Source organism: Herbaspirillum rubrisubalbicans (genome assembly GCF_003719195.1).
In the GTDB taxonomy this organism is placed as follows: Bacteria; Pseudomonadota; Gammaproteobacteria; order Burkholderiales; family Burkholderiaceae_D; genus Herbaspirillum; species Herbaspirillum rubrisubalbicans.
In genome coordinates this window covers 5,329,065-5,350,674 of the sequence record NZ_CP024996.1, presented here as the reverse complement: position 1 = coordinate 5,350,674, position 21,610 = coordinate 5,329,065, and the positions used below count along the sequence as shown (strand labels likewise).

Below are 21,610 nucleotides of genomic sequence, written 5' to 3'. Positions count from 1 at the left end.
TGCGCGCCTTCAGCGTAGAGGAAGAGACAATGTTTTCATGGTACCGGCAGGTTACTGCCAAAGAACGCAAGACTTTCTGGGCCTGCTTCAGCGGTTGGGCGCTGGATGCGCTGGACGTGCAGATGTTCAGCCTTGCCATTCCCGCACTGATCGCCGCCTTTTCACTGTCCAAGGCCGATGCCGGCATGATCAGCGGCGCCACCCTGGTGGCCTCGGCCATCGGCGGCTGGTTTGCCGGGGCGTTGTCGGATCGCTATGGTCGCGTCAAGACGCTGCAGATCACCATCATTTGGTTTTCGCTCTTTACCTTCCTGAGCGCCTTCGCCCAGAGCTATCCGCAGCTGCTGATCCTCAAGGCCCTGCAAGGCTTCGGCTTCGGTGGTGAATGGGCCGCCGGCGCCGTGCTCATGGCCGAGACCATTCGTGCCGAACACCGCGGCAAAGCCATGGGCAGCGTGCAAAGCGCCTGGGCCGTGGGCTGGGGGGGAGCAGTGCTGCTGTTCTCGGTGCTCTTCACGATGCTGCCGCAGGAAATGGCCTGGCGCGTGATGTTCGTCATCGGCTTGCTGCCTGCCCTGCTGGTGGTCTACGTGCGCCGCTCGGTGCCGGAAACCGAGGCCTTCCTGGCCGGCCAGAAGGCGGCTGCCGGCAAGCCTGCGACCAGCACGCTGCTGGGCATCTTCCGCCCGGACGTGCTGCGCCTGACCATCATCGGCAGCCTGCTGGGTGTCGGGGCTCACGGCGGTTACTACGCCTTGATGACCTGGCTGCCGACCTATCTCAAGACCGAGAAGCACCTGTCGGTGCTCTCCACGGGCGGCTACCTGGCCGTCATCATCGTCGCCTTCTGGTGCGGTTGCATCGTCAGTGCGCAACTGCTGGACCGCATCGGTCGCCGGCGCACCGTGGCCTTCTTCGCACTGTGCTGCGTGGCCACCGTGCTGTGCTACATCTTCCTGCCGCTGTCGGATACCCAGATGCTGGTGTGCGGCTTCCCACTGGGCTTCTTTGCTGCCGGCATTCCGGCTAGCCTGGGTGCGCTCTTCAATGAACTCTACCCGAGCGGCATCCGCGGCACAGGTGTGGGTTTCTGCTACAACTTCGGGCGCGTGGCCTCGGCCGGCTTCCCGGTGCTGGTCGGTCACATGAGCGACTCCATGCCGCTGGGCCAGGCCATCGGCATCGATGCTGCCATCGCCTATTCGCTGGTGGTGATCGCCGTGCTGATGCTGCCTGAAACCCGGGGTCGCAAGATGGAAACCGGCGCATGAGCCACACCCCACTACGCATCGATACCCACGCACACGTCTTTGCACGTGGTTTGCCGATGGCCGATGGCCGACGCTACACGCCCGCCTACGATGTCACGGTAGAGCAATACCTGGCGCGCCTGGATGCCCATGGCATGAGCCATGGCGTGCTGGTACAGCCCAGTTTCCTGGGCAGCGACAACAGTTACCTGCTGCAAGCCATCGCCCGCGCGCCGCAACGCCTGCGCGGCATCGCTATGGTCGATGCCGATATCAGCGACACCGAGCTGCAGGCGCTGCAGCAAGGCGGCGTGGTCGGGGTGCGTTTCAACCTGGTGGGAGGTGCAGCGTTGCCGGACTTCAAGGGCGCCTGGCGCGACACGCTCACGCGTATTGCGGCACTGGACTGGCAGGTCGAGATCCATCGCGAGGCCATCGACTTGCCGCTGGTGCTCGATCCCCTGTTGGAACGGGGCATGAAGGTGGTGGTGGACCACTTCGGCCGGGTCGATGCCGGACTGGGCGTGGCTGACCCCGGTTTCCGCTATCTGCTCTCCACCGGCGCTTCACGTCATGTCTGGGTAAAACTGTCAGCGCAATATCGCAATGGCGGTGCGCAGGGCGGTGCAGGTTTTGCACGCCAGGCCTGGCCGTTACTGCGTGAGCATCTGGGGACAGACCGCCTGCTATGGGGAAGCGATTGGCCACATACCCAGCATGAAAGCGTGACCGATTATGCCGATAGCTGGCGACGGTTCGAACAATTGGTGAGCGATGAGCAGGATCGCCATCGCATCATCGGTCAGACGGCGGCGCAATTGTTCCACATCGCCTGACGTCTGGTCACACCGGAGGGCGCCCTGTACCGGGGGGGCTCCAGACCCAGTCCGTGATGCGGACTGGGTCTTTTGTTTTTGGCGGCCGGTATGCCGAAATGCCAATCTTCTCGAAGGCTGGCATTTCCGCCATGGTCGCTTCATGGATGGATAAAAAGGGGTATTAATATGAAATGGTTCATGGACAGGAAGATTGCAACCAAGCTCTTGCTCTCCTTCATCACGGTGCTGGGCTTGATGAGCGCGCTGGGTTTGTTTTCCTTGTATCAGATGGACAAGGTCAACGACGCAGCCACCGAGATCGCTCACAAATGGGAGCCCAGCATCCGTATCAGCCTGATGCTGGAGCGTACCCTGGTGCGGGTGCGCTCCACCGAATTCCAGCACATCCTGGGCAATGAGCAGACCATGGCCACGCTGGAAAAAGCACTGGCCGAGCGCTATGCCGAATTCACTACGCTGCAGCAGGACTATCGCAAGCTCGACCTGACCAAGGAAGAGTCTGCCGCCTTCGATCAACTCAGCAATACGCTGGCGGCCTACCTGGTGGAGCACAGGAAAATCATTGCGCTCTCCCATGAGAACCACAAGGATGAAGCGCTGGCCCTGACCAAGGGCGATTCGCTCAAGGCCTATCGCGCCATCGAGAAACAATTCTCCGCCTTGCGCCAGGCCAACATCGACCACAAGGAAGAAGCCAACACCGCCGCCGACCGCGTCTTCGACCACTCGCAGCACTGGATCATGGGCCTGCTGGTGGCCGGCATCCTGCTCGGCCTGGCACTGGCCATCGCCATTGCCCGGGTGGTCTCGCGACCGCTGGCCGAGGCCTTGCAACTGGCGCGCCGGGTGGCCGACAACGATCTGAGCGGCCAGGTCAACGTGCATAGCCGCGATGAAACCGGTCAATTGATGCTGGCGCTGAACCACATGACCTACAGCCTGGGCGAGATGGTGGGTGAGGTTCATCGCAGTATTGCCATCATCAATACCGCTTCCGGTGAAATTGCCCACGGCAATGCCGATCTGTCCGCGCGCACCGAATCGCAAGCCTCCAGTCTGGAAGAGACCGCCTCGGCCATGGAGGAACTCACCTCCACCGTGCGCCAGAATGCTGAACACGCGCACCAGGCCAACGAACTGGTGAGTACTTCGACGCGTCTGGCGCAACAAGGTGGCGCCGTGGTCGATCGCGTGGTGCAGACCATGGGCGAGATTCGTAGCGGCTCGGCGCGCATCGCGGACATCATCGGCGTGATCGATGGCATCGCTTTCCAGACCAATATCCTGGCCCTGAATGCGGCAGTGGAAGCGGCCCGCGCCGGCGAGCAGGGACGCGGCTTTGCGGTGGTGGCCACCGAAGTGCGCAGCCTGGCACAACGCTCGGCCGCGGCGGCGCGCGAAATCAAGGAATTGATCGAGGGATCGGTGCAGCAGGTGGCCAGCGGTGCCGACCTGGTGGACCAGGCCGGCAAGACCATGCATGAGATCGTCGATTCGGTGGCACGGGTGGCCACCCTGATGAGCGAGATCGCCGTGGCCAGCCGTGAGCAGAGCCGCGGCATCGATGAAATCAACCACGCTGTCACGCAGATGGATGAAGGCACGCAACAGAATGCCGCACTGGTGGAACAGGCTGCGGCGGCCGCCCATTCGCTGCGTGATCAGACCGATCAACTGGCCAGCCTGGTGGCACGCTTCCGCCTCAGGTCAGTCTGAGGTCCAGGTGAGGGTCACGCGCCATTGATGCATCTGTTGCATCAAATCGCGGTATTGATGCAGCAATCGTGATGGTGGACAAGCGGCTTATTCCTGTCCACAAACTCAGTTGATCCAGTCCAGCTGGGTCAGCTTGACCCGTTCGCCCAGGCGCGGCGCATTGACCAGATGCCAGGCCGTGTATTGCTCGGCATAGGTACTTTCGGCGGCCATCAGGTCCACCGGCACCACTACGTCGAAGCCGCGGAAAGCGGCGCTGGCGGCCGTATGCAGGACTGCCCCGTGGGCCGCGGCGCCGATGCAGACCACGGTCTTGATGCCTTTGTCGCGCAGCATCTTTTCCAGGTCGGTGTGGATGAATTTGTCCGGGCCGGACTTGAGCAGCGCTTCATCGCCTTGCATGGCCGCTTGCGGCCAGATATCGGCGGCCGTGCTGTGTCCACCCAGGGTATGGATCACCGTCATCTTCTTTTCGCGCGCCATGCTCAGCAGCTTGGCCACGCCCGGCAGCATCGCCACGCAGCGCGGACGGGTATCGGGATGGCAGGTCTGGCGCGCCAGGTCCAGCACCAGCACGGCCGTGGTGGCCGGGTCGAGCACCACGTGCGAGAGCGCCGGCGCAGCGGGGGGCTTGACGTTGGACCAGTCATCATAGATGCCTTGGGCCGAGGCCGGGCCAGACCCGCCCAGGCAAGCCGACAAGCCGAGCAGCGCAGACAGGAAGGCAGAGCGGAGGGGGCGCATGGTGTTCCTTTCAAAACCGGGGGGAGGTCAGGGACGCCGGGGGCGGCCGATTTTCTGTAAGCTGCGATAATACGCCAGCCAGCGTGGAAACCAATCATCGTTGAGCTGGTCCTATCGCCCAGGTCATCTGTAGCGTGGCCCGCCGGAGCACAGCCGCAAGGGAGCGGCAGCGCCGGACGACATTTCCTGACAACAATATCCTGCCGGCTGGGGCGGTACAAAACAGCAATGAACAAACTGGTCAACCGACTCGTGCTGGGCTTGATCGGCCTGGCCATCTTCTGGGCGCTGGGTCGCATCAGCGTCAACGAACTGGCCAAGAGCAGCGTGCTCATGGCCACCGCCTTGCCCGGCATCGCTGGCTTGTGCCTGGTTCTGCCCTGGCTGCGCGAACGGCCGCGCTGTTTTTCGGCGGCCAATGTGGGCGTGGTCGGACTGTTCTTCCTGGATGCCGCCATCAAGGGTTTCCTGCGTGACTACTTTGGCCTGCGACCCAATCCCATCCTGGTATTGCAAGCCATCTTCAACACCAATCCCGCCGAGAGCAGCGAATTCTTCCGCCACAATGGCCGCGACCTGGCCGAGGCCGTGGGCCTGCTGTGGCTGATGTGGGGTGGCTTGTGGCTGGGTGAGCGCTGGCTGCGCCGGCGTGAATCCGGGCGGGCGCCAGCCCCCTGGCGCTGGCGCGGCAGGGCCGTTGTGGGCGGCCTGCTGGGGGTGTTCGTAGCACTGCATTTCAATCCCACCATGGCCAAGGAAAACCCGCTGCTGTTCTGGCCCATCCGCTATCTCGACTACCGCGCCCAGATGGCCCAGGCCGCCAGCATGGAAGCCAACGTGGCGCGCAACATGGCGCATCGGTCCGACTGGCAGGTGAGTTACCACGGCCCCGAGCGCAACACGCTGGTGTGGGTGATCGGCGAGAGCCTCAACCGCGCCAACATGTCGCTGTATGGCTATGAGCGCCACACCTCGCCCACTCTGGAGGCGATGCGCCAGGACTTGATCGTGTTTCGCGACGTGGTCTCTTCCGAGCCGGCCACCATGGCCTCGCTGATGAAGATGTTGACCCCGGCCGACCTGAACGACCCGCAAGCCTGGAACAGCAAGCCCGACGTGCTGATGCTGGCGCGCGAGGCGGGCTTTCGCATCCATTGGCTGTCCAACCAGCCGCCCAATGATGGCTGGTTGGGTCTGGTCTCGCGCCGGGCCGATGAGCAGGTCTTCATCAACAAGGGCGCCGGACGCGGTGAAAACAATTTCGACGGCAACCTGCTGCCCGCCCTGCAGAGCGCTCTCCAAGATCCGGCGCCGAAGAAGCTGATCGTGGTCCATCTGTTGGGGGCGCATCCCACCTACGACATGCGCTACCCCAGCCAGTATGCGCAGTTCGACAGCGTGCGCGATGGCGTCATGGAAAAGCTGGAAAATGCCGACCGCTCACCCTGGATACGCCAACTGCGCAACGAGTATGACAATGCCATGGCCTACAACGATTACGTGGTCGGCAACATGCTCAGACTGACCATGAACACGGCGCGCCAGGACAATGCCAGTCTGCTGTTGAGCTCTGACCATGCGCAGGAAGTCGGCCATACCCGCAACCATGCCGGCCAATCGGTGGCTGACGCCAGCGGTTACGAAATCCCAATGCTGGTATGGACCCGCGCCTTCACCGGCAAGAGCGCGCAAGACAAGGCCCAGCTCGAATACCGTCCCTATCAGACCGACCAGCTGGAGCATACCGTCATGGGCTTGCTGGGCGTGCAATCACGCTACTACGACGCACGTCACGACATTCTCAGCGAGCAATTCGCCGCGGCCCATTTCCATCGGTCGCGGCGTATCAATGGCCAGCCCTACCAGCCACGCACTTTGCTCTACAACCAGGGGAGCTGAACAACGCAGGGCAAGTTCTCGTATGATGCTGTTTTTGCGTCCGCCTCCTTTCGCCTCTTCTGCCGCTTCTGCCTCTGCTCATGCCGACCTCCCCGGAAATCGTCTTCCCCCGCCATGCCGTGATCATCGGCGCTGGTGCCGTGGGCCTCATGAGTGCCATCCATGCCTTGGACCAGGGCTTGCAGGTGAGCCTGCTGGACTTCAATCCGGTCGGTAGCGAGGAAGCGGCCAGCTATGGCAATGCCGGCTGGCTGTCTTCGCATTCGGTGATACCGCCGGTGGAGCCTGGCATGTGGAAGAAGGTACCGGGTTACCTGATGGACCCGCTGGGACCGCTCTCGATCCGCTGGCGCTACCTGCCGCGCCTGACGCCCTGGCTGCTGCGCAACCTGGCCAGTGCCCGCCGCGAGCGCATCCGCAGTACCGCGCGTGCGCTGCGCACGCTGGTGGTGGACGCCCGCAGCCTGCATCTGGAGGTAGCGCAGCGGGCCGGCGTGGCGCACCTGATCGACACCTCCGGCGTGCTGCACGTCTATCGCTCGCGCCAGCATTTCGACAACGATGCCTTCGGTTGGGGTGTGCGCCGTGAGCTGGGCATCAGCTGGCAGGAACTGGAAGGCGAGGCCTTGCGTGAGCGGGAGCCGGACCTCGACCCGGCCTTTGGCTTCGCGGTGCAGGTCGATGAGGCCGGTCATTGCAAGAACCCTGCTGCCTACCTGCAGGCCTTGCAGGCCTATGTGCTGGCGCGGGGCGCCACCCGCATCGATGGTCGTGCTACCGGCTTCCGGGTGGAACAGGGGCGGCTCAAGGCGGTGTTGACCGACGCTGGCGAGATCGTCTGCGACGCTGCCGTGATCTGTGCCGGCGCGCGCTCCAAGGCGCTGGCAGCGGCCGCGGGCGACGCGGTGCAACTGGAGAGCGAGCGCGGCTATCACGCCGTCATCCGTGGCCACGAGCAGCAAGCCCGGGCGCGCACGCCGATGATGGTGTCCGAATTTAAGGTCATTGCCACGCAGATGGAGACCGGCTTGCGCATCGCCGGCCAGGTCGAGTTCGCCTCCTTCGAGGCGGCGCCGGACTGGCGGCGCGGCGAGATCATGCGCGATATCGCCTGCAAACTCTTCCCCGGCCTGCCGCGCCCGCTACCGGCCGAGGATGTGCAATTCTGGCTGGGCCGCCGTCCCAGCACACCCGATGGGATGCCCTGCATCGGTCACTCCCGCGCCAGCGGCGACATCATCCATGCCTATGGCCACGGCCATATCGGCCTGGGCTGCTCGGCCCGTACCGGTCGTATCGCCGCCCAGTTGCTGGCCGGACAAGCACCGGAAATCGACCTGGCGCCTTTCAGTCCACAGCGGTTCTGAAACCCGCAGTGCCTATCAGAAGCGGATATCGCTGGCCGCGGTGATGGTGGTACGCACGCCATAGGCGCCCAGGTTGGCCAGGGTGGTCTGGTGATGCGCGATCACATCGGCCACCGACAGTACGCCATTGGGCGCCGTGGTGTGGGCGCCGGCTGCCAGCGTCACCGGGAACCCCAGCGCCAGCGCGCGCCGCACCGTGGACTCCACGCAGAACTCGGTCTGCATTCCGCAGATCACCAGTTGCCTCACCCCGCGTGACTGGAGCAGGGCTTCCAGTTGCGTCTGGTGGAAGGCATCCGAGCCGCGCTTGCCCAGGTAAAGGTCGTCGACTTGATGATGCAGTCCCGCTGCCAGTTGCCAGCCGGGGCTGTCATGCGTCAGTGCGCCGTGATCCGCGTGTTGCACGAAGATCACCGGCACGCCGGCGGTGCGTGCCCGTTGCGAGAGCAGGTTGATGCTGGCAATGGTTTGTTCTGCATTGGCCACGGCATCAGCGCCGCTGCACAAGGCTTGTTGAACATCGATGATGAGCAGGGCAGAGGTCATGGCAGATGGACTGTTTCAATCAATCGGCCATGGTAACCCATGCCCCGCCACCCTGTGATCAGAACGAATGGCGGATGCCCAGCATCGCCACGAACTGGCCGCGACCATTGGAAGGCGTGCCATTCTGCGAGTCGCCCACGACGGCCACCGCATCGACGATGCTGGTTCCCGAGCTGCCCACGCGCAGCGTCTGGCCATTGGCACGCTGGTAGGCCTGGATCGCATACAAGGCGGTGCGCTTGGAGAGCGCATAGACCTGCTCCAGCGAGAGCTGGTTGTACTTGGCCGGCGAGGAAATGCCATTGCGCGCCTTCTCGGCCGTGTAGCTGTAGCCGGCGGCCAGGGTCAGGGCGGCATTGACGTTGTAGCTGGCGATCAGACCCACGGTGTTGAAGGTCGCCGTCTGCGTGAAGGCCGACAGCGCACCGGGCTTGTACTGCACATTGGAATAGTTCAGGCCCATCATCAGATCGCCCCAGGTGTAGCGGGCTGCCGTAGCCAGCAACTGGGTGCTGTCGGCCGAGGCATAGCCGGCATTGATGGGGGAATTGTTGGCGAAGCTGCCGACATTGCCGAAGTTGCCGGCGCTGTTGCCGCTGGCCAGGTTCTTGATGCGGGTATAGCCGGCGCTCCAGGAGAAGGCTTGGTAGTCGTAGCGCAGCGCGGCACTGACGCTGCTGCCGTTGGCCGCGCTGCCCGCCTGTTCGCCCATGCCGTACTGGATGCCCGCCTGCAGGCCGCCCAGCGTGGGCAGTGTATAGACGATGGAATTGTTCATGCGCAGCGTGGTATCGAGCGCATCGATATCGCCCGGATGCGCACCCGTAGCGCCGGTCAGCACACCGGTCGGGCCCAGGCCGCCCACGTACTGGAAGTAGGGCGTGTACTGGCGGCCTACCGTGACCTGGCCCCATTGCGTGCTGGCCAGGCCGACATAGGATTGGCGGTTGAACAGCACGCCGCCGCTGGACATGGCGCCGGTATCGGCACTGAAGCCGTTTTCCAGGCGGAACAGGGCGCTGGTGCCGCCGCCCAGGTCTTCGCTACCCATAAAGCCCAGCTTGCTGGCGTTGAGTGCGCCGGAATTCATGTAAGTGTTGGAGGCGCCGCCCTGGTTGCTGCTATAGGCCAGGCCCAGGTCGACCGTGCCATAGAGCGTCACCGCCGATTGCGCCCAGGCCGGCATCGCCGCGCCCGCGCCCAGCAGGGCGGCGCACAGATACAGGGGGTGCAGCGACAGCCGGGTTGCGGGGGTAGGGGTGTTGGTCGTTTTCATTCATGTCTCCTGTTTTGGCGTGGTGTGTTGTGCTTGTGGTTGCTGTATTGCCTGCTTAATTCTTCATATCGAGCCGCAGACAGCGCCAGCCGTGGCTGTTGTGCTCGCTGGCGATGCGGGCCTCAGGTGTGTGCAGGGTGCGGGTGTCGCCAGCGGGCAGCCAGATGTCCACCGTGTCGGTGGCCACCGGCATCTGGCCTTCCTGCGTCACCTGCAGCGTGATGCTGTGGGCATCGCTGCGGGCGCGCACCTGCCAGCGTCCTTGCTCACCTTCGCGCCAGGCCTGGCTATGGCCATCGTCCTCGATGCAGCCGCCGCTGGCTTCCCCCTCACCGGCCACCGGCGCCACCAGGAAGGCGCGCGCATCGGCGGGCTGGCCGAAGTGTTGTTCGGCCACGTTCATGGGGATCACGCCCCCCTTGCGGATGAGCATCACCGGCTGCTCCCAGGGCGCCGGCAGGCGCACGCGCTGGCCGCCGGCAAAGCTTTCGCCGCTCCAGTACGAGACCCAATCCGCACCGGCTGGCAGATAGAGCTCGCGCTCGGTCTGTCCAGCCTCGACCACGGGGGCGACCAGCAGGTCGCTGCCCAGCATCATCTCGTCACATTCTTCATAGCAGCGACGATCCTGCGGGAACTGCGCGAAGGTCGGGCGCAGCACCGGCTGGTAATCCCGGGTGGATTGCCACAACAATTCATACAGGTAAGGAATGAAGCGGTAGCGCAGCTTGATGAGCGCGGCGATCTGGGCAGTCGCCTCGGGATACATCCAGGGTTCGTTGACGGTCTTGTCGTCGTTCCAGGAATGGATGGAAAAGCGCGGCATGAACACGCCGAAGGCCACCCAGCGCACCAGCAGTTCCGGTTCCGGCGCCGGCCCTGCGAAGCCGCCGATGTCGTGGCCGATATTGGAGACACCCGACAGCGCCAGGCCCAGACCCATCTTGAGGTTGTAGCGCAGGGTTTCCCACGAGGTGTAGTTATCGCCCGACCAGGTCTGCACGTAACGCTGCATCCCGGCGCCGCCGGAGCGCGACACCAGGAAGGGGCGCTGCTGTGGTGCGGCCTCGCATTGCGCATGGTGCGAGGTGCGCATCATCAGCATGGTCTGCAACACCTTGGCCTGCTGCACCGGATAGGGCGCGCCGAAGCCATGGGCCAGGGCATCCGGGGTCCAGACTTCGAACTCGTTGTTGTCGTTCCAGGTGGCGCTGATGCCATAGTCCAGCAGGGCCGACTTGACGTTGGCTTTCCACCATTGCTGGGTGGCCGGATTGGTGAAATCGAGATAGGCCCCGACCTCATCCCAGAACTGCACCCAGGCCGGCTGGCCCTGGCTGTCGTTGATCAAGAGTCCCGCTTCGCGCGCCTGTTCGAACTGCGGATGGTCGCGCAGCAGGCAGGGTTTGATGTTGGCGCACAGGTGTACGCCGGCATCGTGATAGCTCTGCACGAAGCCCTTGGCATCGGGGAATTTGTCGGTGTTCCAGTGGAACACGTAACGCTTGGGACCAATCGAGGTATAGCCCGACGACAAGTGGAAGGAGTCGCACAGGATGTCGTGCTCGCGGCACTTGTCGATGAACTGCCCCATCTGCACCTGGGCATCGGGCGCATCGGTATAGCTCATGGTGGAGCCGGAGTAGCCCAGGCCCCACTTGGGCATCCAGGCGGGCCGGCCGGTGAGCCAGGTGAAGCGGCGGGTGGCGGCCAGGGGCGTGTCGGGCGAGGCGATGAAGTAGTAATCCAGGTCGCCATGGGGCGCCACGAAGTAGCGATACAGGCCGTGGTAGTTGTCCAGCTCGCGGCCCATGTCGAAGCGGCAGTCGGAGAGGGTGTCGTAGAACAGTCCGAAGCCGCTGGCGGCTTGCGCATTCCAGGTGATGTAGAAGGGGATGTGCTTGTAGAGCGGATCGGTGTTGCGGGCGCTATAGCCCATGGCATCGATGTTGCGCATCTCGTAGGACTGGCCGGCGCGGTTCATGTCACCGGCGCGCTCGCCCAGGCCGAAGTACAGTTCATCGGGCTGGCGCTTGAGGTAGTGATAGACCTGCTGGTCCCAGTAACCGAAGTTGTAGGCTTGCGTGGGACGGTCCGTCAGCACCGTCTGCCACTGGCCTTGGCGCTGCATCTCCCATTGGCAGAAGCCGCCCTCCAGCGTCACCGTCAGACGGATTTGCGTGGTCTCGATCTGCACCCGGCCGGCTTCATTGTGCAGGGCGAAGTCGGGCAGCGTGAAGCCGTTCATATCGCGCCGGTCGCGGCCTTGCGGCGGCGTGTCTTCGGCGCCGGGCGCAATGGCCCAGGAGGCTGGGCCGTGCAGTTCGCCCTGGGGCAGCACCAGCACCCGGATGATGTCTTCTTCCAGGACAAACAGCTCGATAGCGGCACCGGACTCGGCGGCCAGGCGCAGATGGTTGCCGTAGCGGGATTGCAGCGCGAAGCGCGGCGGATGGAGCATGGACATGATGAAACCCTTGCGTTTAGACAGTGCGAGGCGGCGTGCGCGCGGCACGCTCCTCATTGGATTGACCACGGATCAGGAGGATGAGCAGGACTGCGCCGATCAGGTCAAAGGCGCCCAGCATACCGAATAGCGGGCCATAGCCTACCTTGTCGGCCAGCGCACCCACCAGCAGCGAGAAGCCCAGGCCCCCGATCCAGGCCGACATGCCGGCAAAGCCGCTGGCCGTGCCCACCTCTTCGGGATCGAACACGTCCGCCGAGAGCGTATTGACCAGGCCGGAAATCATCTGGTGCGCAAAGCCGCCCACGCAGAACAGCGCGATGGCGGTATAGGGCGAGGCCACCAGGCCGACGCAGGCGGGACCGATCATCATCACCGCGCCCAGCACCACGCCATAGACGCGCGACCAGATCAGCGGCACGCGGAAGCGATTGATCAGCCAGGGCGACAGGTAGCCCCCCACCAGTCCACCCAGGTCGGCCGCCAGGAAGGGCAGCCAGGCAAACATGGCGATGGATTTGAGGTCCAGGTGACGCTCGTTGACGAAATACAGGGGGATCCAGAAGCTGAAGGTCTGCCAGGCCGGTTCCGCAAAGAAGCGCGCCAGGGCGATGGCCCAGAAGCGGCGCGAGCTCACCACGTCCTTGACCGGACGCTTGCCGCGTTCTGCGCTCACCGGACGTTGCTGGCCGCTGACGATGGTCGTGCGTTCTTGCTCCGACAGCGCCGCATGGTCGCGCGGCGAGCGATAGAACGCAAACCACAGCGCAGCCCAGGCAAAACCGAGCACGCCGGTCACCACGAAGGCCGATTGCCAGCCATAGCGCAATTGCAGGAAGATCACCAGCGGCGGCGCCAGCATGGCACCCAACGAGGTGCCAGAATTGAACCAGCCTACCGCCACCGATTTTTCCTTGTCGGGGAACCACTCGGCCACCGCCTTCATGCCGGAAGGGATGGCCGCTGCTTCGGTCAAGCCCATCAGCGCGCGGAAACCGGCCAGTGACAGCCAGCCGGTGGCGCCGGCGTGCAGCACGCCCGCCAGTGACCACAGCACTCCGAACAGGGCAAAGCCGATGCGCAGCCCGATGAGGTCCACCACGAAGCCACAGACCGGCTGCATGATCGTATAGCCGACCTGGAAGGCCGCCACCACGTAGGAGTATTGCTGGGTGCTCATCCCCAGTTCGTCCTTGAGCGTGGGCGCCAATACGCCCAGTGAATTGCGCGCCAGATAGTTGGTGATGGTGCCCAGACAAACCAGCACGATGATCCACCAGCGCAAGCCTTTGATCGTTTTCAAGCGATGTCTCCTGATAGGAATGTTATTTGCCGTCAGGAAACGGTCGCCCGGAGAGGGCAGGCTGAACCTTGTCGGCGAATTGGTAGCGGTACCAAATTTATTTTGCGTGATGGTAGCGGTACCAAAATGCGATGTCAACGATTGTTTCCTGACCCCTGGGACGCCCCAAGGGGAGGGGCAGCCTCACTTGCCACTCTGGCACTGCGGCAATTTGTCCCATGGGCGCGGGGGTCGGGCTTGGCTAGAATGGAGCGTTGGTCACTGTCTCCATTTCCCCCGTTTCTTCATTTCCTTCATTTTCGCCATGACTGCCCTGTTTGACCGCGTCGAAGGCTTCCTGCGCAAGGCATCCGGCCTGCACATCGTGCTGGCCCTGCTGCTGGTGTGCAGCCTGTTGTGCTGGGCCGTGTGGGTGTGGGCCACTGGTGAGGGCCGTATCCCGTTCGGGATGCTGGACTTCTGTATCACGCCACCGGCCAGGTAATACCCGCCTGGGAGATTGCCCTGCACGCGGGCCGCGTCGCGCCCTACAATGGCCGCTTCCCGAACCTTCCCTGGCCGCATGTCGTCTTCGCCCGCTCCCTGTACCTTGCATCCCCGCCTGACCCTGCAGACGCTCACCCGCGGCCAGGGCCTGTTGGGAATGCGCGCGCACGGCCTGTTCGGACCGCGTGGCGGCATGGTCACGGTGGCGCAGATCGACTGGGTCTATGGCGAGGGCGCGCAGCGCTGGAGCACGCCGGCCCCGACCAGCCAGGCCGAGCAGGAGACCAGCTACACCCCCGCCCACATCCGCCGCGATCCCGACGCCGAAGCCCTGGCACTGGACACCATCCGCGAGATGGGCCTGTTGCCGCTGCGCGAAGATGCCCTGCAATGGCGCGCCGACAATCCCCTGCACGATGCCGGTCCACTCTGGAGCCTGATGCTGGAAGCATCCTTCGGTGACTTCTGGGCCGACCAGGCGCCGCGCCTGCAGCAACTGGGCTGGACCTTGCGCGTGCGTCCCGGCTTTGCGCACGAGAGCGTGCCGGTCAGCGCCTGGCGGTTCATCGTCAGTAGCGACACCGGCGCAGTCATGGCGCGCGAAGTGGCCGCACCGCTGCAGCCGCGCGCCTTTTCCAGCGAGCTCTTCGATGGACTGGACCCCGGCGGTCGCTGGCTGCTTTCGATGGGCATCGAGGTCGATGGACAGCACCTGGACCTGGCACCGATGGTGGCCGACCTGCTGCGGCGCGACCCGCGCTGGGGCGATGCCCAGCAGGTCGAACGCATGGACCCGCACGCGGTGATTTCATTGCGCGCACCCGGTGGCCGGCGCATCGATGCCATGGTCGGCCCCTTGCGGGCCGTGGTGCTGGCGCTACTGGATCTGCTGGTGGACCTCAAGCGCAAGGAGGGCCCGCTAGCGCTGTCGCCCTGGGATGCCCATCGCCTGGAGAGCCTGCAGCACGCCTTGCAGGGTATCGAAGGCGGCGCCCCCTGGCACTTGAGTGGCGCCGCCGGCCTGCTGCAACTGGCGCAACGCCTGCGCGCAGCCGGCAGCGTGCAGCCGGTAGCGCCACCGGCCGGACTGGGACTGGACTTGCGCGGCTACCAGCGACAAGGCGTGGCCTGGTTGCAGTACCTGCGCCAGCACGGTCTGGCCGGCATCCTGGCCGACGACATGGGCCTGGGCAAGACCGCCCAGGTGCTGGCCCACCTGTTGATCGAACAGCAGGCCGGTCGCCTCGACTTGCCGGCGCTGGTGGTGGTGCCGACTTCGCTGCTGCTGAACTGGCAGCAGGAAGCGCGCCGCATCGCCCCGGCCCTGCGCGTGCAGGTGCTGCATGGCGAACACCGCGCCGCGCAGTTGCCCGCCATCGCCGCCGGCCAGGCCGATCTGGTGCTGACCACCTATACCCTGCTATGGCGCGACCTGGATGCGCTGCTGGCACTGCGCTTTCACCTGCTGGTGCTCGATGAGGCGCAGACCATCAAGAATGCCGGCGCCCGCAGTGCCGCCGCGGCACGCCGCCTGCACGCGCGGCATCGCCTGTGCATGACCGGCACCCCGGTGGAAAACCACCTGGGCGAATTGTGGAGCCAGTTCCATTTCCTGATGCCGGGTTTGCTGGGCGACGCCCGCAGCTTCGCGCGCTTGTGGCGCAAGCCCATCGAGCAGCAGGGCCAGACCGCGCGTGCCCGCCTGCTGGCCCAGCGCGTGCGCCCCTTCATCCTGCGGCGACGCAAAGAGGATGTGCTGCAGGAGTTACCCGCACGCATCGAGATGGTAGAGCGCCTGCCCTTGCAGGGCCGCCAGCGCGAACTCTACGAAAGCGTGCGCATGGCCGCCGACAAGCAAGTGCGGCGGGCCCTGGAGCGACGCGGCCTGGCCAGTTCGCAAGTCACGGTGATGGATGCCTTGTTGAAGTTGCGCCAGGTCTGCTGCGATCCCTACCTGTTGAAGCAGGGCCGTATGCCCAAGGGCCTGGAGCGCGCCAAGATCGAATGGCTGCGCGACACCCTGCCCACGTTGATGGAAGAAGGCCGGCGCGTGCTGGTGTTCTCGCAATTCACCAGCATGTTGCAACTGATCGCCAGCGAACTGGCGGCCTTGCAATTGCCATGCCTGATGCTCACCGGCGAGATCGACCCGGCCGCACGCGGCGCCGTGGTCGCGCAGTTCCAGGAGCAAGCCGTACCGCTGATGCTGGTGAGCCTGAAGGTGGGCGGCGTGGGTCTGAACCTGACCGCAGCCGATACCGTGGTGCTGGTCGATCCCTGGTGGAACCCGGCCGTGGAAGAGCAAGCCATCGCCCGCGCCCACCGCTTGGGCCAGCGGCGCCAGGTGTTCGTCTACAAGCTGGTCATCGAAGGCAGCATCGAAGAACGCCTGCTGGAACTGCAGGCGCGCAAGTCAGCCCTGGCCGAAGGCATGTTGGGGCGCGATGACGCCAGCACCGTCAAGTTCGGCGAAGAGGAATTGCAGGCCCTGTTGGCACCGCTGGGGGCGGGCATCGCCGAGAAGATCCTGATCTGAACGTCTGCTTTTTTCTTTCAGTTTTGCCATTCCGCCACGTCTTCCAGCGTGCGCCGTTCGGCATCCACCGCCCAGCAGCGGGAATACCTCGCTGGCCGTGAGATAGGCCGAACCGCTCCAGGCGGGCCGGGATGTTGGCCGACGATGTGACAGATGAGCTAGGCGATGAGGGGGCAGACATGAAGGGCTCCGCGAACGGCACATGAACGGCAGACCCTGACGGCACGTGCGCGGTTCCTGCCGATGAGCTTGGCGCGGGCGGCATAGGCGTATAGGAGCGTAGCGGGCCGGCCACTCAGTCATTTCCTGATGGGCGTGTCAGGATGGCGGCGCTACCATCGCCATATTCAATGCAAAGGCGAGGAGGGGGACGTGGACTGGTTCGACATCCTCATGCCCTATGCCATCTATGCCGCCCTGGCACTGTGCATGGTGGGCTTGCTGGCTTCCATCGTGCTGTTCATCGCCCTGGAACGTCGCTGGCAGGTGCGCGATATGGAGGCATTGGAAGCGCTCGCGGTGCACTGGGTCGCGCCACCGCGCTGCGATGACCTGCCCATCCATCCCTGGGAAGAACTGCGCAATCGCATCGGCGAGATGCAGATCGTGGCCGATGAGATCGACCGTCCCGCTCCTTACAAGAACATCGCCTGAGCCGCACCGGCAGCCATATTCAGCGCGGTCCTTTCTGCTGCCGATACGCCAGTTGCGCCCGGCTGATGCCCAGCAGGCGCGCCGCAGCCGACAGGTTGCCCTCGGCGCGGGCAATGGCTTCGGCGATCAAGGTGCTTTCCATGTCCGGTAACGACAATGCCGCGTCTTGCTGCGTGCTCCGCCATTGCGTGAGCAGGTCCAGCAGACTCTGCTGGCCACCGGCGTCGGGCTTGTCTTCCTGCCGTCCGGCCAGCGTGCCGGTCTCGCCCTGCAAGGCCAGTGACAGCACCTCATCGTTGAGCGTCTCGCCGCTGATGAACATGTGCGGCAAATCCAGCGGATGGCCCTGGGCCAGGATCACGCCGCGTTCGACCAGGTTCTGCAATTCGCGGATATTGCCCGGGAAGCTGTAGTTGAGCAGGGCCTGGATGGCGCGCTGGGTAAAGCCGCGCACCGCCACGCCATGGCGCTGGCCATAGAACTTGAGGAAGTGGTTCATCAACAGCGGAATGTCGTCGCGCCGTTCACGCAGTGGCGGCAGATGGATGGGGAATACATTGAGCCGGAAGAACAAGTCCTGCCGGAAGCGCCCCTGACGCACCGCCTGCGCCAGGTCTTCGTTGGTGGCTGCGACCACCCGCACGTTGACCTTCACCGGCCGGGTCGAGCCGACCCGCTCGAATTCCCCCTCCTGCAGCACGCGCAGCAGCTTGCCCTGCGCCACCAGACTGAGCGTGCCCACCTCATCGAGAAAGAGCGTGCCGCCATCGGCCAGTTCGAACCGCCCGGCGCGCGATTGGGTGGCCCCGGTATAGGCCCCGCGCTCCACGCCGAACAGTTCGGTCTCGATCAGCGTCTCGGGAATGGCGGCGCAATTGATGGCGATGAAAGGCTGTCGCTCGCGCTTGCCGATCTGGTGCAACATGCGCGCAAAGCGTTCCTTGCCGACCCCTGATTCCCCCGTGAAGAGGACCGTGGCGTCCGTCGCGGCGACCCGGTTCAGCAGATGGCAGGCGGCGTTGAAGGCCGAGGAAGTGCCCACCAGTGCGCGTGTCAGTTCGGCCTCTCCAGCCTCTGCCTGTTCGGCCGGGGTGGCGCTGTCGCCAGCGATCTCGCCGTCGCTTGCCAGCATTCCCGAGCCGACGAAATCCTGGGCGTTCAGGTAGCGCAGGTCATCCTCGGCATCGCTCCACAGTTCGGCCGACTTGCCGATGACGCGGCAATGTGGCGTGCCCATGGCGCGACACTCCACTTCGCGAAAGATCACCAGATGCCCCAGCAGGGTACTGACGTAGCCGATCGCATAGCCGATCTGCTGCCAGCACGAGGGTGCGGCGGCGATGCCATAGGCGGCCAGGTGTTCATCGGCCTCGCTGGAGTTGTGCCACAGGAATTCCCCTTCATAGCGACCGCTGTCGGGGTCATAGCTGAAGCTCACCGGCACCACCTTGACCACCCCTTCCAGCGTATGCAGCCGGGTGCCGGCCATGAGGATGGTGGAGGGATCGGCCTCGGGCCAACGCTCCCGCACCAGTTGCGCGTCGCGTGCCCCGGAGATGTAGCCGGCGCGGGTGAGCAGGCCGCGTGCCTTGTCGATGCCGAGGTTGTCGATCAGCTCGCGCCGCAGCGTGCCCATGCTGCGGCTATGGATCAACAACATGCGCTGGTCGTTGAGCCAGATGCGGCCATCGCCGGGCGAGAAGAACAGGCATTCGCTCAGGTCGGCCAGGGTGGGATGGGCATCCACGCTCCAGCGGTCGGTACCGGCCGAACTGAGCTGGGTCAGCGGGGCACCCTGGCTGCGCGCCATCTCGGCAAGGGAAATACGCGGCGACGGCGGCATAAGCGGGCTCCTGGCGGGCGAGTCGGGTTTCATCAAATGATGAAATTCAGTGGACTGATGGTTGGCGAATTTGCGCAAATCCGCAAGCTGCACTGCGTCATGAAACCCCGGCACGGTGCAGCAAAAAGGCCATATGAAGATTCCTTCAGCTCCTTCCGCACGCCTTGTCGCATGTGCTGCAAAGCCGCATGGAATCTGGCTCTGCGCGATGGCACAGGCTTTGCACTATGGCCGCTTGAGCCGGCATCGCCGATCATGAAGAGGGCTTCCTGATTGCGCCGGTAATAACACCAGGAGACCAACCATGCCATCCACCCCCTTTCTCGATTCCGCCTGCTGGCAGCGCCATCTGTTCCGTGGCCGCTGGGAACCCGCTGCGCAGGGCGCCACCGTCATCGAACCCGCCACCGGGCAACCGCTGACCGAGGTCGGCCTGGCCACCCCGCAGGACGTGGACATCTCGGTTCAGGCCGCAGTGGCCGCCCAGGCCGAGTGGCAGGCCGTGCCGCCGCGCGAACGCGCCGACCTCTTCCGCCGCGCCGGCGCGCTGTTCCAGCAGCACTTCGACGAACTGGCGCGCATGGTGGCGCGCGAAACCGGTGGCGTGCTCTTCAAGGGCGAGCACGAGGTGCGCGAAGCCATCACCCTGTGCCACCTGGCCGCCGCCATGCCCTTGCAGGCGCAAGGCCAGGTGCTGCCCAGCGTGCCGGGCCGCCTGAGCCTGGCGCGCCGCGCTCCGCTGGGCGTGATCGGCGTGATCTCGCCCTTCAACTTCCCCCTGATCCTGACCCTGCGTACCGTGGCGCCGGCGCTGGCGGCCGGCAATGCGGTGGTGGTCAAGCCGGACGTGCGCACCCCGGTCTCGGGCGGCTTCATGCTGGCGCGTGTGTTCGAAGAAGCGGGGTTGCCCGCCGGTCTGTTGCATGTCCTGCCGGGCGGCGCCGAAGCTGGCGAGGCGCTGGTGAGCGCGCCCCAGGTGCCGATGATCGCCTTCACCGGCTCGCCCGCCGTGGGGCGTCGCATCGGCGAGCTGGCCGGACGTCATCTGAAGAAGGTCTCGCTGGAACTGGGCGGCGCCAATGCGCTGGTGATCCTGGAGGACGCCGACCTCGACGTGGCCGCCAGCAATGCCGCCTGGGGCGCCTGGCTGCATCAGGGGCAGATCTGCATGGCGGCCAACCGCATCCTGGTCCATCGCTCGCAGGCGCCGGGATTGCTGGAGCGCCTGGTGGAAAAGGCGCGCCACCTGCCGGTGGGCGATGGCGCCAGCGGCCAGGTGGCGCTGGGCCCCTTGATCGACCAGCGCCAATTGCAGCGCGTCCATGGCCTGGTGCAGGACAGCGTAGCGGCCGGCGCACGCTTGCTGGCTGGCGGCACATATGAAGGTTTGTTCTACCAGCCCACCGTGCTGGCGGATGTGAAGCCGGGAATGCGCGTTTTTGATGAAGAAATCTTCGGACCTGTGGCCAGCGTGATCAGTTATGACAGCCAGGAGCAAGCCATCGCCCTGGCCAACCAGAACCAGGGCGGACTGGCCGCCGGCGTCATCTCGCGCTCGGTAGGACGGGCCATGGCGGTGGCTGCGCAACTGCGCCAGGGCATGGTCCACGTCAACGACCAGACCGTCAACGACGAATGCGTCAATCCCTTCGGCGGCCCCGGCATCGCCGGCAACGGCACCAGCGTGGGCGGCCCGGCTGACTGGGAAGAGTACACCCAGTGGAAGTGGATCACGGTCAAGCAGGAGGCCAGCGCCTATCCATTCTGAATTGTCTCGTTGTCGTCGTTAATAAAGCTATAAATCATTTAAATCATTTAAAAAAATTTGGACCGCCAGGCCGATCCGGCTTGTTCGATCCATCAAGGAGACCAGCATGAAACTGCAAGACAAGACCATCGTCGTCACCGGCGTGTCTTCCGGCATCGGTGCCGAGACCGCGCGACTCTTGCGCGTCCAGGGAGCCCGCGTGATCGGGGTTGATCGCAATGCCCCGATGATCAGCATGGAAGGCTTCGTCCAGGCCGACCTGTCGACGGTGGAAGCCATCGATGCCGCCGTGGCCCAATTACCGGCCCAGGTCGACGGCCTGTGCAATGTCGCCGGCGTGCCCGGTACGGCCCCGGTGGACCTGGTAGGGCGCGTCAATTACCTTGGTCTGCGCCATCTCACCGAGCGCCTCATTGCACGCATGGCGCCGGGCAGCGCCATCGTCAACGTCGCCTCCATCCTCGGCGCCGAATGGCCCAAGCGGCTGGAGCCGCACAAGGCGCTGGCGCAGACCGCCAGCTTTGCCGCCGGCGCCGACTGGCTGGCGCAGCATCCGGTAGCGCAGGAAAGCTGCTACCAGTATTTCAAGGAAGCCCTGATCGTATGGACCCTGACCCGCGCCCAACCCCTGTTCCTGCGGCAATCGGTGCGCATGAACAGCGTCGCGCCGGGGCCGGTGTTGACGCCCATCCTGGGCGACTTCGTCACCATGCTCGGACAGGAACGGGTGCAGAAGGATGCCCATCGCATGAAGCGCCCGGCCTATCCCGATGAAATCGCCGCGGCCATCGTCTGGCTGTGCGGCGATGACAGCCGCTGGATCAATGGCGTGAACCTGCCCGTCGATGGCGGGCTGGCCTCGACCTATCTCTGAGCCCGGCCTGCGACTCCACCACCACACCCAAAACAACGATAA

Annotated in this window: 16 protein-coding genes; 10 read left to right on the top strand and 6 right to left on the bottom strand. The window is 64.7% G+C overall.

The features are described 5' to 3' along the window. Positions 1-29 precede the first annotated feature (29 nt). The 3 genes from RC54_RS23770 (at position 30) to RC54_RS23760 (ending at position 3,805) form a co-directional block, all read left to right on the top strand. A complete protein-coding gene (locus RC54_RS23770) occupies positions 30-1,271 on the top strand; it encodes an MFS transporter (protein ID WP_058897261.1) in 1,242 nt (413 codons plus the stop codon). After that, positions 1,268-2,086: an amidohydrolase family protein gene (locus tag RC54_RS23765; protein WP_061788550.1), complete on the top strand. Its 819-nt coding sequence runs from the start codon at positions 1,268-1,270 to the stop codon at positions 2,084-2,086. The genes RC54_RS23770 and RC54_RS23765 overlap by 4 nt, the downstream gene beginning before the upstream one ends. 168 nt (positions 2,087-2,254) lie before the next feature. Next, positions 2,255-3,805 (top strand): methyl-accepting chemotaxis protein, encoded by a 1,551-nt coding sequence (locus RC54_RS23760; RefSeq protein WP_058897259.1) that lies wholly within the window; start codon positions 2,255-2,257, stop codon positions 3,803-3,805. Positions 3,806-3,910: 105 nt separating this feature from the next. Here the strand turns inward: RC54_RS23760 and RC54_RS23755 are convergent, their stop codons facing one another. Next, complete coding sequence (locus RC54_RS23755) at positions 3,911-4,549, bottom strand: cysteine hydrolase family protein (protein WP_058897258.1); 639 nt, start codon at positions 4,547-4,549, stop codon at positions 3,911-3,913. Between the two features lie 228 nt (positions 4,550-4,777). Between RC54_RS23755 and RC54_RS23750 the strand changes: the two genes are divergently transcribed. Then, entirely contained in the window at positions 4,778-6,448 is a 1,671-nt protein-coding gene (locus RC54_RS23750) for a phosphoethanolamine transferase (RefSeq protein ID WP_061788549.1), read from the top strand. 80 nt (positions 6,449-6,528) lie between these two features. Then, positions 6,529-7,815, top strand: coding sequence for an NAD(P)/FAD-dependent oxidoreductase (locus RC54_RS23745; RefSeq protein ID WP_061788548.1), 1,287 nt, complete (start codon positions 6,529-6,531; stop codon positions 7,813-7,815). 15 nt (positions 7,816-7,830) lie between these two features. On the opposite strand, the gene RC54_RS23740 is transcribed toward RC54_RS23745, so the two are convergent. The 4 genes from RC54_RS23740 to RC54_RS23725 are packed head-to-tail and all read right to left on the bottom strand — an operon-like array spanning position 7,831 to position 13,407. Further along, the gene (locus tag RC54_RS23740) at positions 7,831-8,361 is read right to left on the bottom strand and encodes a cysteine hydrolase family protein (RefSeq protein ID WP_061788547.1); all 531 of its coding nucleotides are present in this window, start codon (positions 8,359-8,361) and stop codon (positions 7,831-7,833) included. A 58-nt stretch (positions 8,362-8,419) separates the two neighbouring features. Next, positions 8,420-9,637 (bottom strand): porin, encoded by a 1,218-nt coding sequence (locus RC54_RS23735; protein WP_058897254.1) that lies wholly within the window; start codon positions 9,635-9,637, stop codon positions 8,420-8,422. Between the two features lie 55 nt (positions 9,638-9,692). Further along, complete coding sequence (locus RC54_RS23730) at positions 9,693-12,104, bottom strand: glycoside hydrolase family 31 protein (protein WP_061788619.1); 2,412 nt, start codon at positions 12,102-12,104, stop codon at positions 9,693-9,695. A 16-nt stretch (positions 12,105-12,120) separates the two neighbouring features. Further along, positions 12,121-13,407, bottom strand: a complete 1,287-nt coding sequence (locus tag RC54_RS23725; protein WP_061788546.1) for an MFS transporter — start codon at positions 13,405-13,407, stop codon at positions 12,121-12,123. Between the two features lie 304 nt (positions 13,408-13,711). On the opposite strand from RC54_RS23725, the gene RC54_RS23720 reads away from it, so the two are divergent. The 3 genes from RC54_RS23720 (at position 13,712) to RC54_RS23710 (ending at position 17,083) form a co-directional block, all read left to right on the top strand. Then, a complete protein-coding gene (locus RC54_RS23720; protein WP_058897252.1) occupies positions 13,712-13,891 on the top strand; it encodes a hypothetical protein in 180 nt (59 codons plus the stop codon). Positions 13,892-13,939: 48 nt separating this feature from the next. Continuing rightward, entirely contained in the window at positions 13,940-16,429 is a 2,490-nt protein-coding gene (locus tag RC54_RS23715) for a DEAD/DEAH box helicase (RefSeq protein WP_061788545.1), read from the top strand. Positions 16,430-16,801: 372 nt separating this feature from the next. Beyond that, on the top strand, positions 16,802-17,083 hold the full coding sequence (locus tag RC54_RS23710; protein WP_058897249.1) for a hypothetical protein: 282 nt from the start codon (positions 16,802-16,804) through the stop codon (positions 17,081-17,083). Between the two features lie 19 nt (positions 17,084-17,102). Here the strand turns inward: RC54_RS23710 and RC54_RS23705 are convergent, their stop codons facing one another. Next, complete coding sequence (locus RC54_RS23705; protein WP_058897248.1) at positions 17,103-18,926, bottom strand: sigma-54-dependent Fis family transcriptional regulator; 1,824 nt, start codon at positions 18,924-18,926, stop codon at positions 17,103-17,105. A gap of 304 nt (positions 18,927-19,230) precedes the next feature. On the opposite strand from RC54_RS23705, the gene RC54_RS23700 reads away from it, so the two are divergent. After that, the gene (locus RC54_RS23700) at positions 19,231-20,694 is read left to right on the top strand and encodes a benzaldehyde dehydrogenase (RefSeq protein WP_061788544.1); all 1,464 of its coding nucleotides are present in this window, start codon (positions 19,231-19,233) and stop codon (positions 20,692-20,694) included. Positions 20,695-20,800: 106 nt separating this feature from the next. Further along, positions 20,801-21,568, top strand: coding sequence for a coniferyl-alcohol dehydrogenase (locus RC54_RS23695; protein ID WP_058897246.1), 768 nt, complete (start codon positions 20,801-20,803; stop codon positions 21,566-21,568). The last annotated feature ends 42 nt before the right edge of the window (positions 21,569-21,610 follow it).

Bases quoted from the DNA above. Each gene is read 5' to 3' on its own strand.
- RC54_RS23770 (WP_058897261.1), top strand. From the start codon at position 30: ATGTTTTCATGGTACCGGCAGGTTACTGCCAAAGAACGCAAGACTTTC.
- RC54_RS23765 (WP_061788550.1), top strand. From the start codon at position 1,268: ATGAGCCACACCCCACTACGCATCGATACCCACGCACACGTCTTTGCA.
- RC54_RS23760 (WP_058897259.1), top strand. From the start codon at position 2,255: ATGAAATGGTTCATGGACAGGAAGATTGCAACCAAGCTCTTGCTCTCC.
- RC54_RS23755 (WP_058897258.1), bottom strand. From the start codon at position 4,549: ATGCGCCCCCTCCGCTCTGCCTTCCTGTCTGCGCTGCTCGGCTTGTCG.
- RC54_RS23750 (WP_061788549.1), top strand. From the start codon at position 4,778: ATGAACAAACTGGTCAACCGACTCGTGCTGGGCTTGATCGGCCTGGCC.
- RC54_RS23745 (WP_061788548.1), top strand. From the start codon at position 6,529: ATGCCGACCTCCCCGGAAATCGTCTTCCCCCGCCATGCCGTGATCATC.
- RC54_RS23740 (WP_061788547.1), bottom strand. From the start codon at position 8,361: ATGACCTCTGCCCTGCTCATCATCGATGTTCAACAAGCCTTGTGCAGC.
- RC54_RS23735 (WP_058897254.1), bottom strand. From the start codon at position 9,637: ATGAAAACGACCAACACCCCTACCCCCGCAACCCGGCTGTCGCTGCAC.
- RC54_RS23730 (WP_061788619.1), bottom strand. From the start codon at position 12,104: ATGTCCATGCTCCATCCGCCGCGCTTCGCGCTGCAATCCCGCTACGGC.
- RC54_RS23720 (WP_058897252.1), top strand. From the start codon at position 13,712: ATGACTGCCCTGTTTGACCGCGTCGAAGGCTTCCTGCGCAAGGCATCC.
- RC54_RS23715 (WP_061788545.1), top strand. From the start codon at position 13,940: ATGGCCGCTTCCCGAACCTTCCCTGGCCGCATGTCGTCTTCGCCCGCT.
- RC54_RS23705 (WP_058897248.1), bottom strand. From the start codon at position 18,926: ATGCCGCCGTCGCCGCGTATTTCCCTTGCCGAGATGGCGCGCAGCCAG.
- RC54_RS23700 (WP_061788544.1), top strand. From the start codon at position 19,231: ATGCCATCCACCCCCTTTCTCGATTCCGCCTGCTGGCAGCGCCATCTG.
- RC54_RS23695 (WP_058897246.1), top strand. From the start codon at position 20,801: ATGAAACTGCAAGACAAGACCATCGTCGTCACCGGCGTGTCTTCCGGC.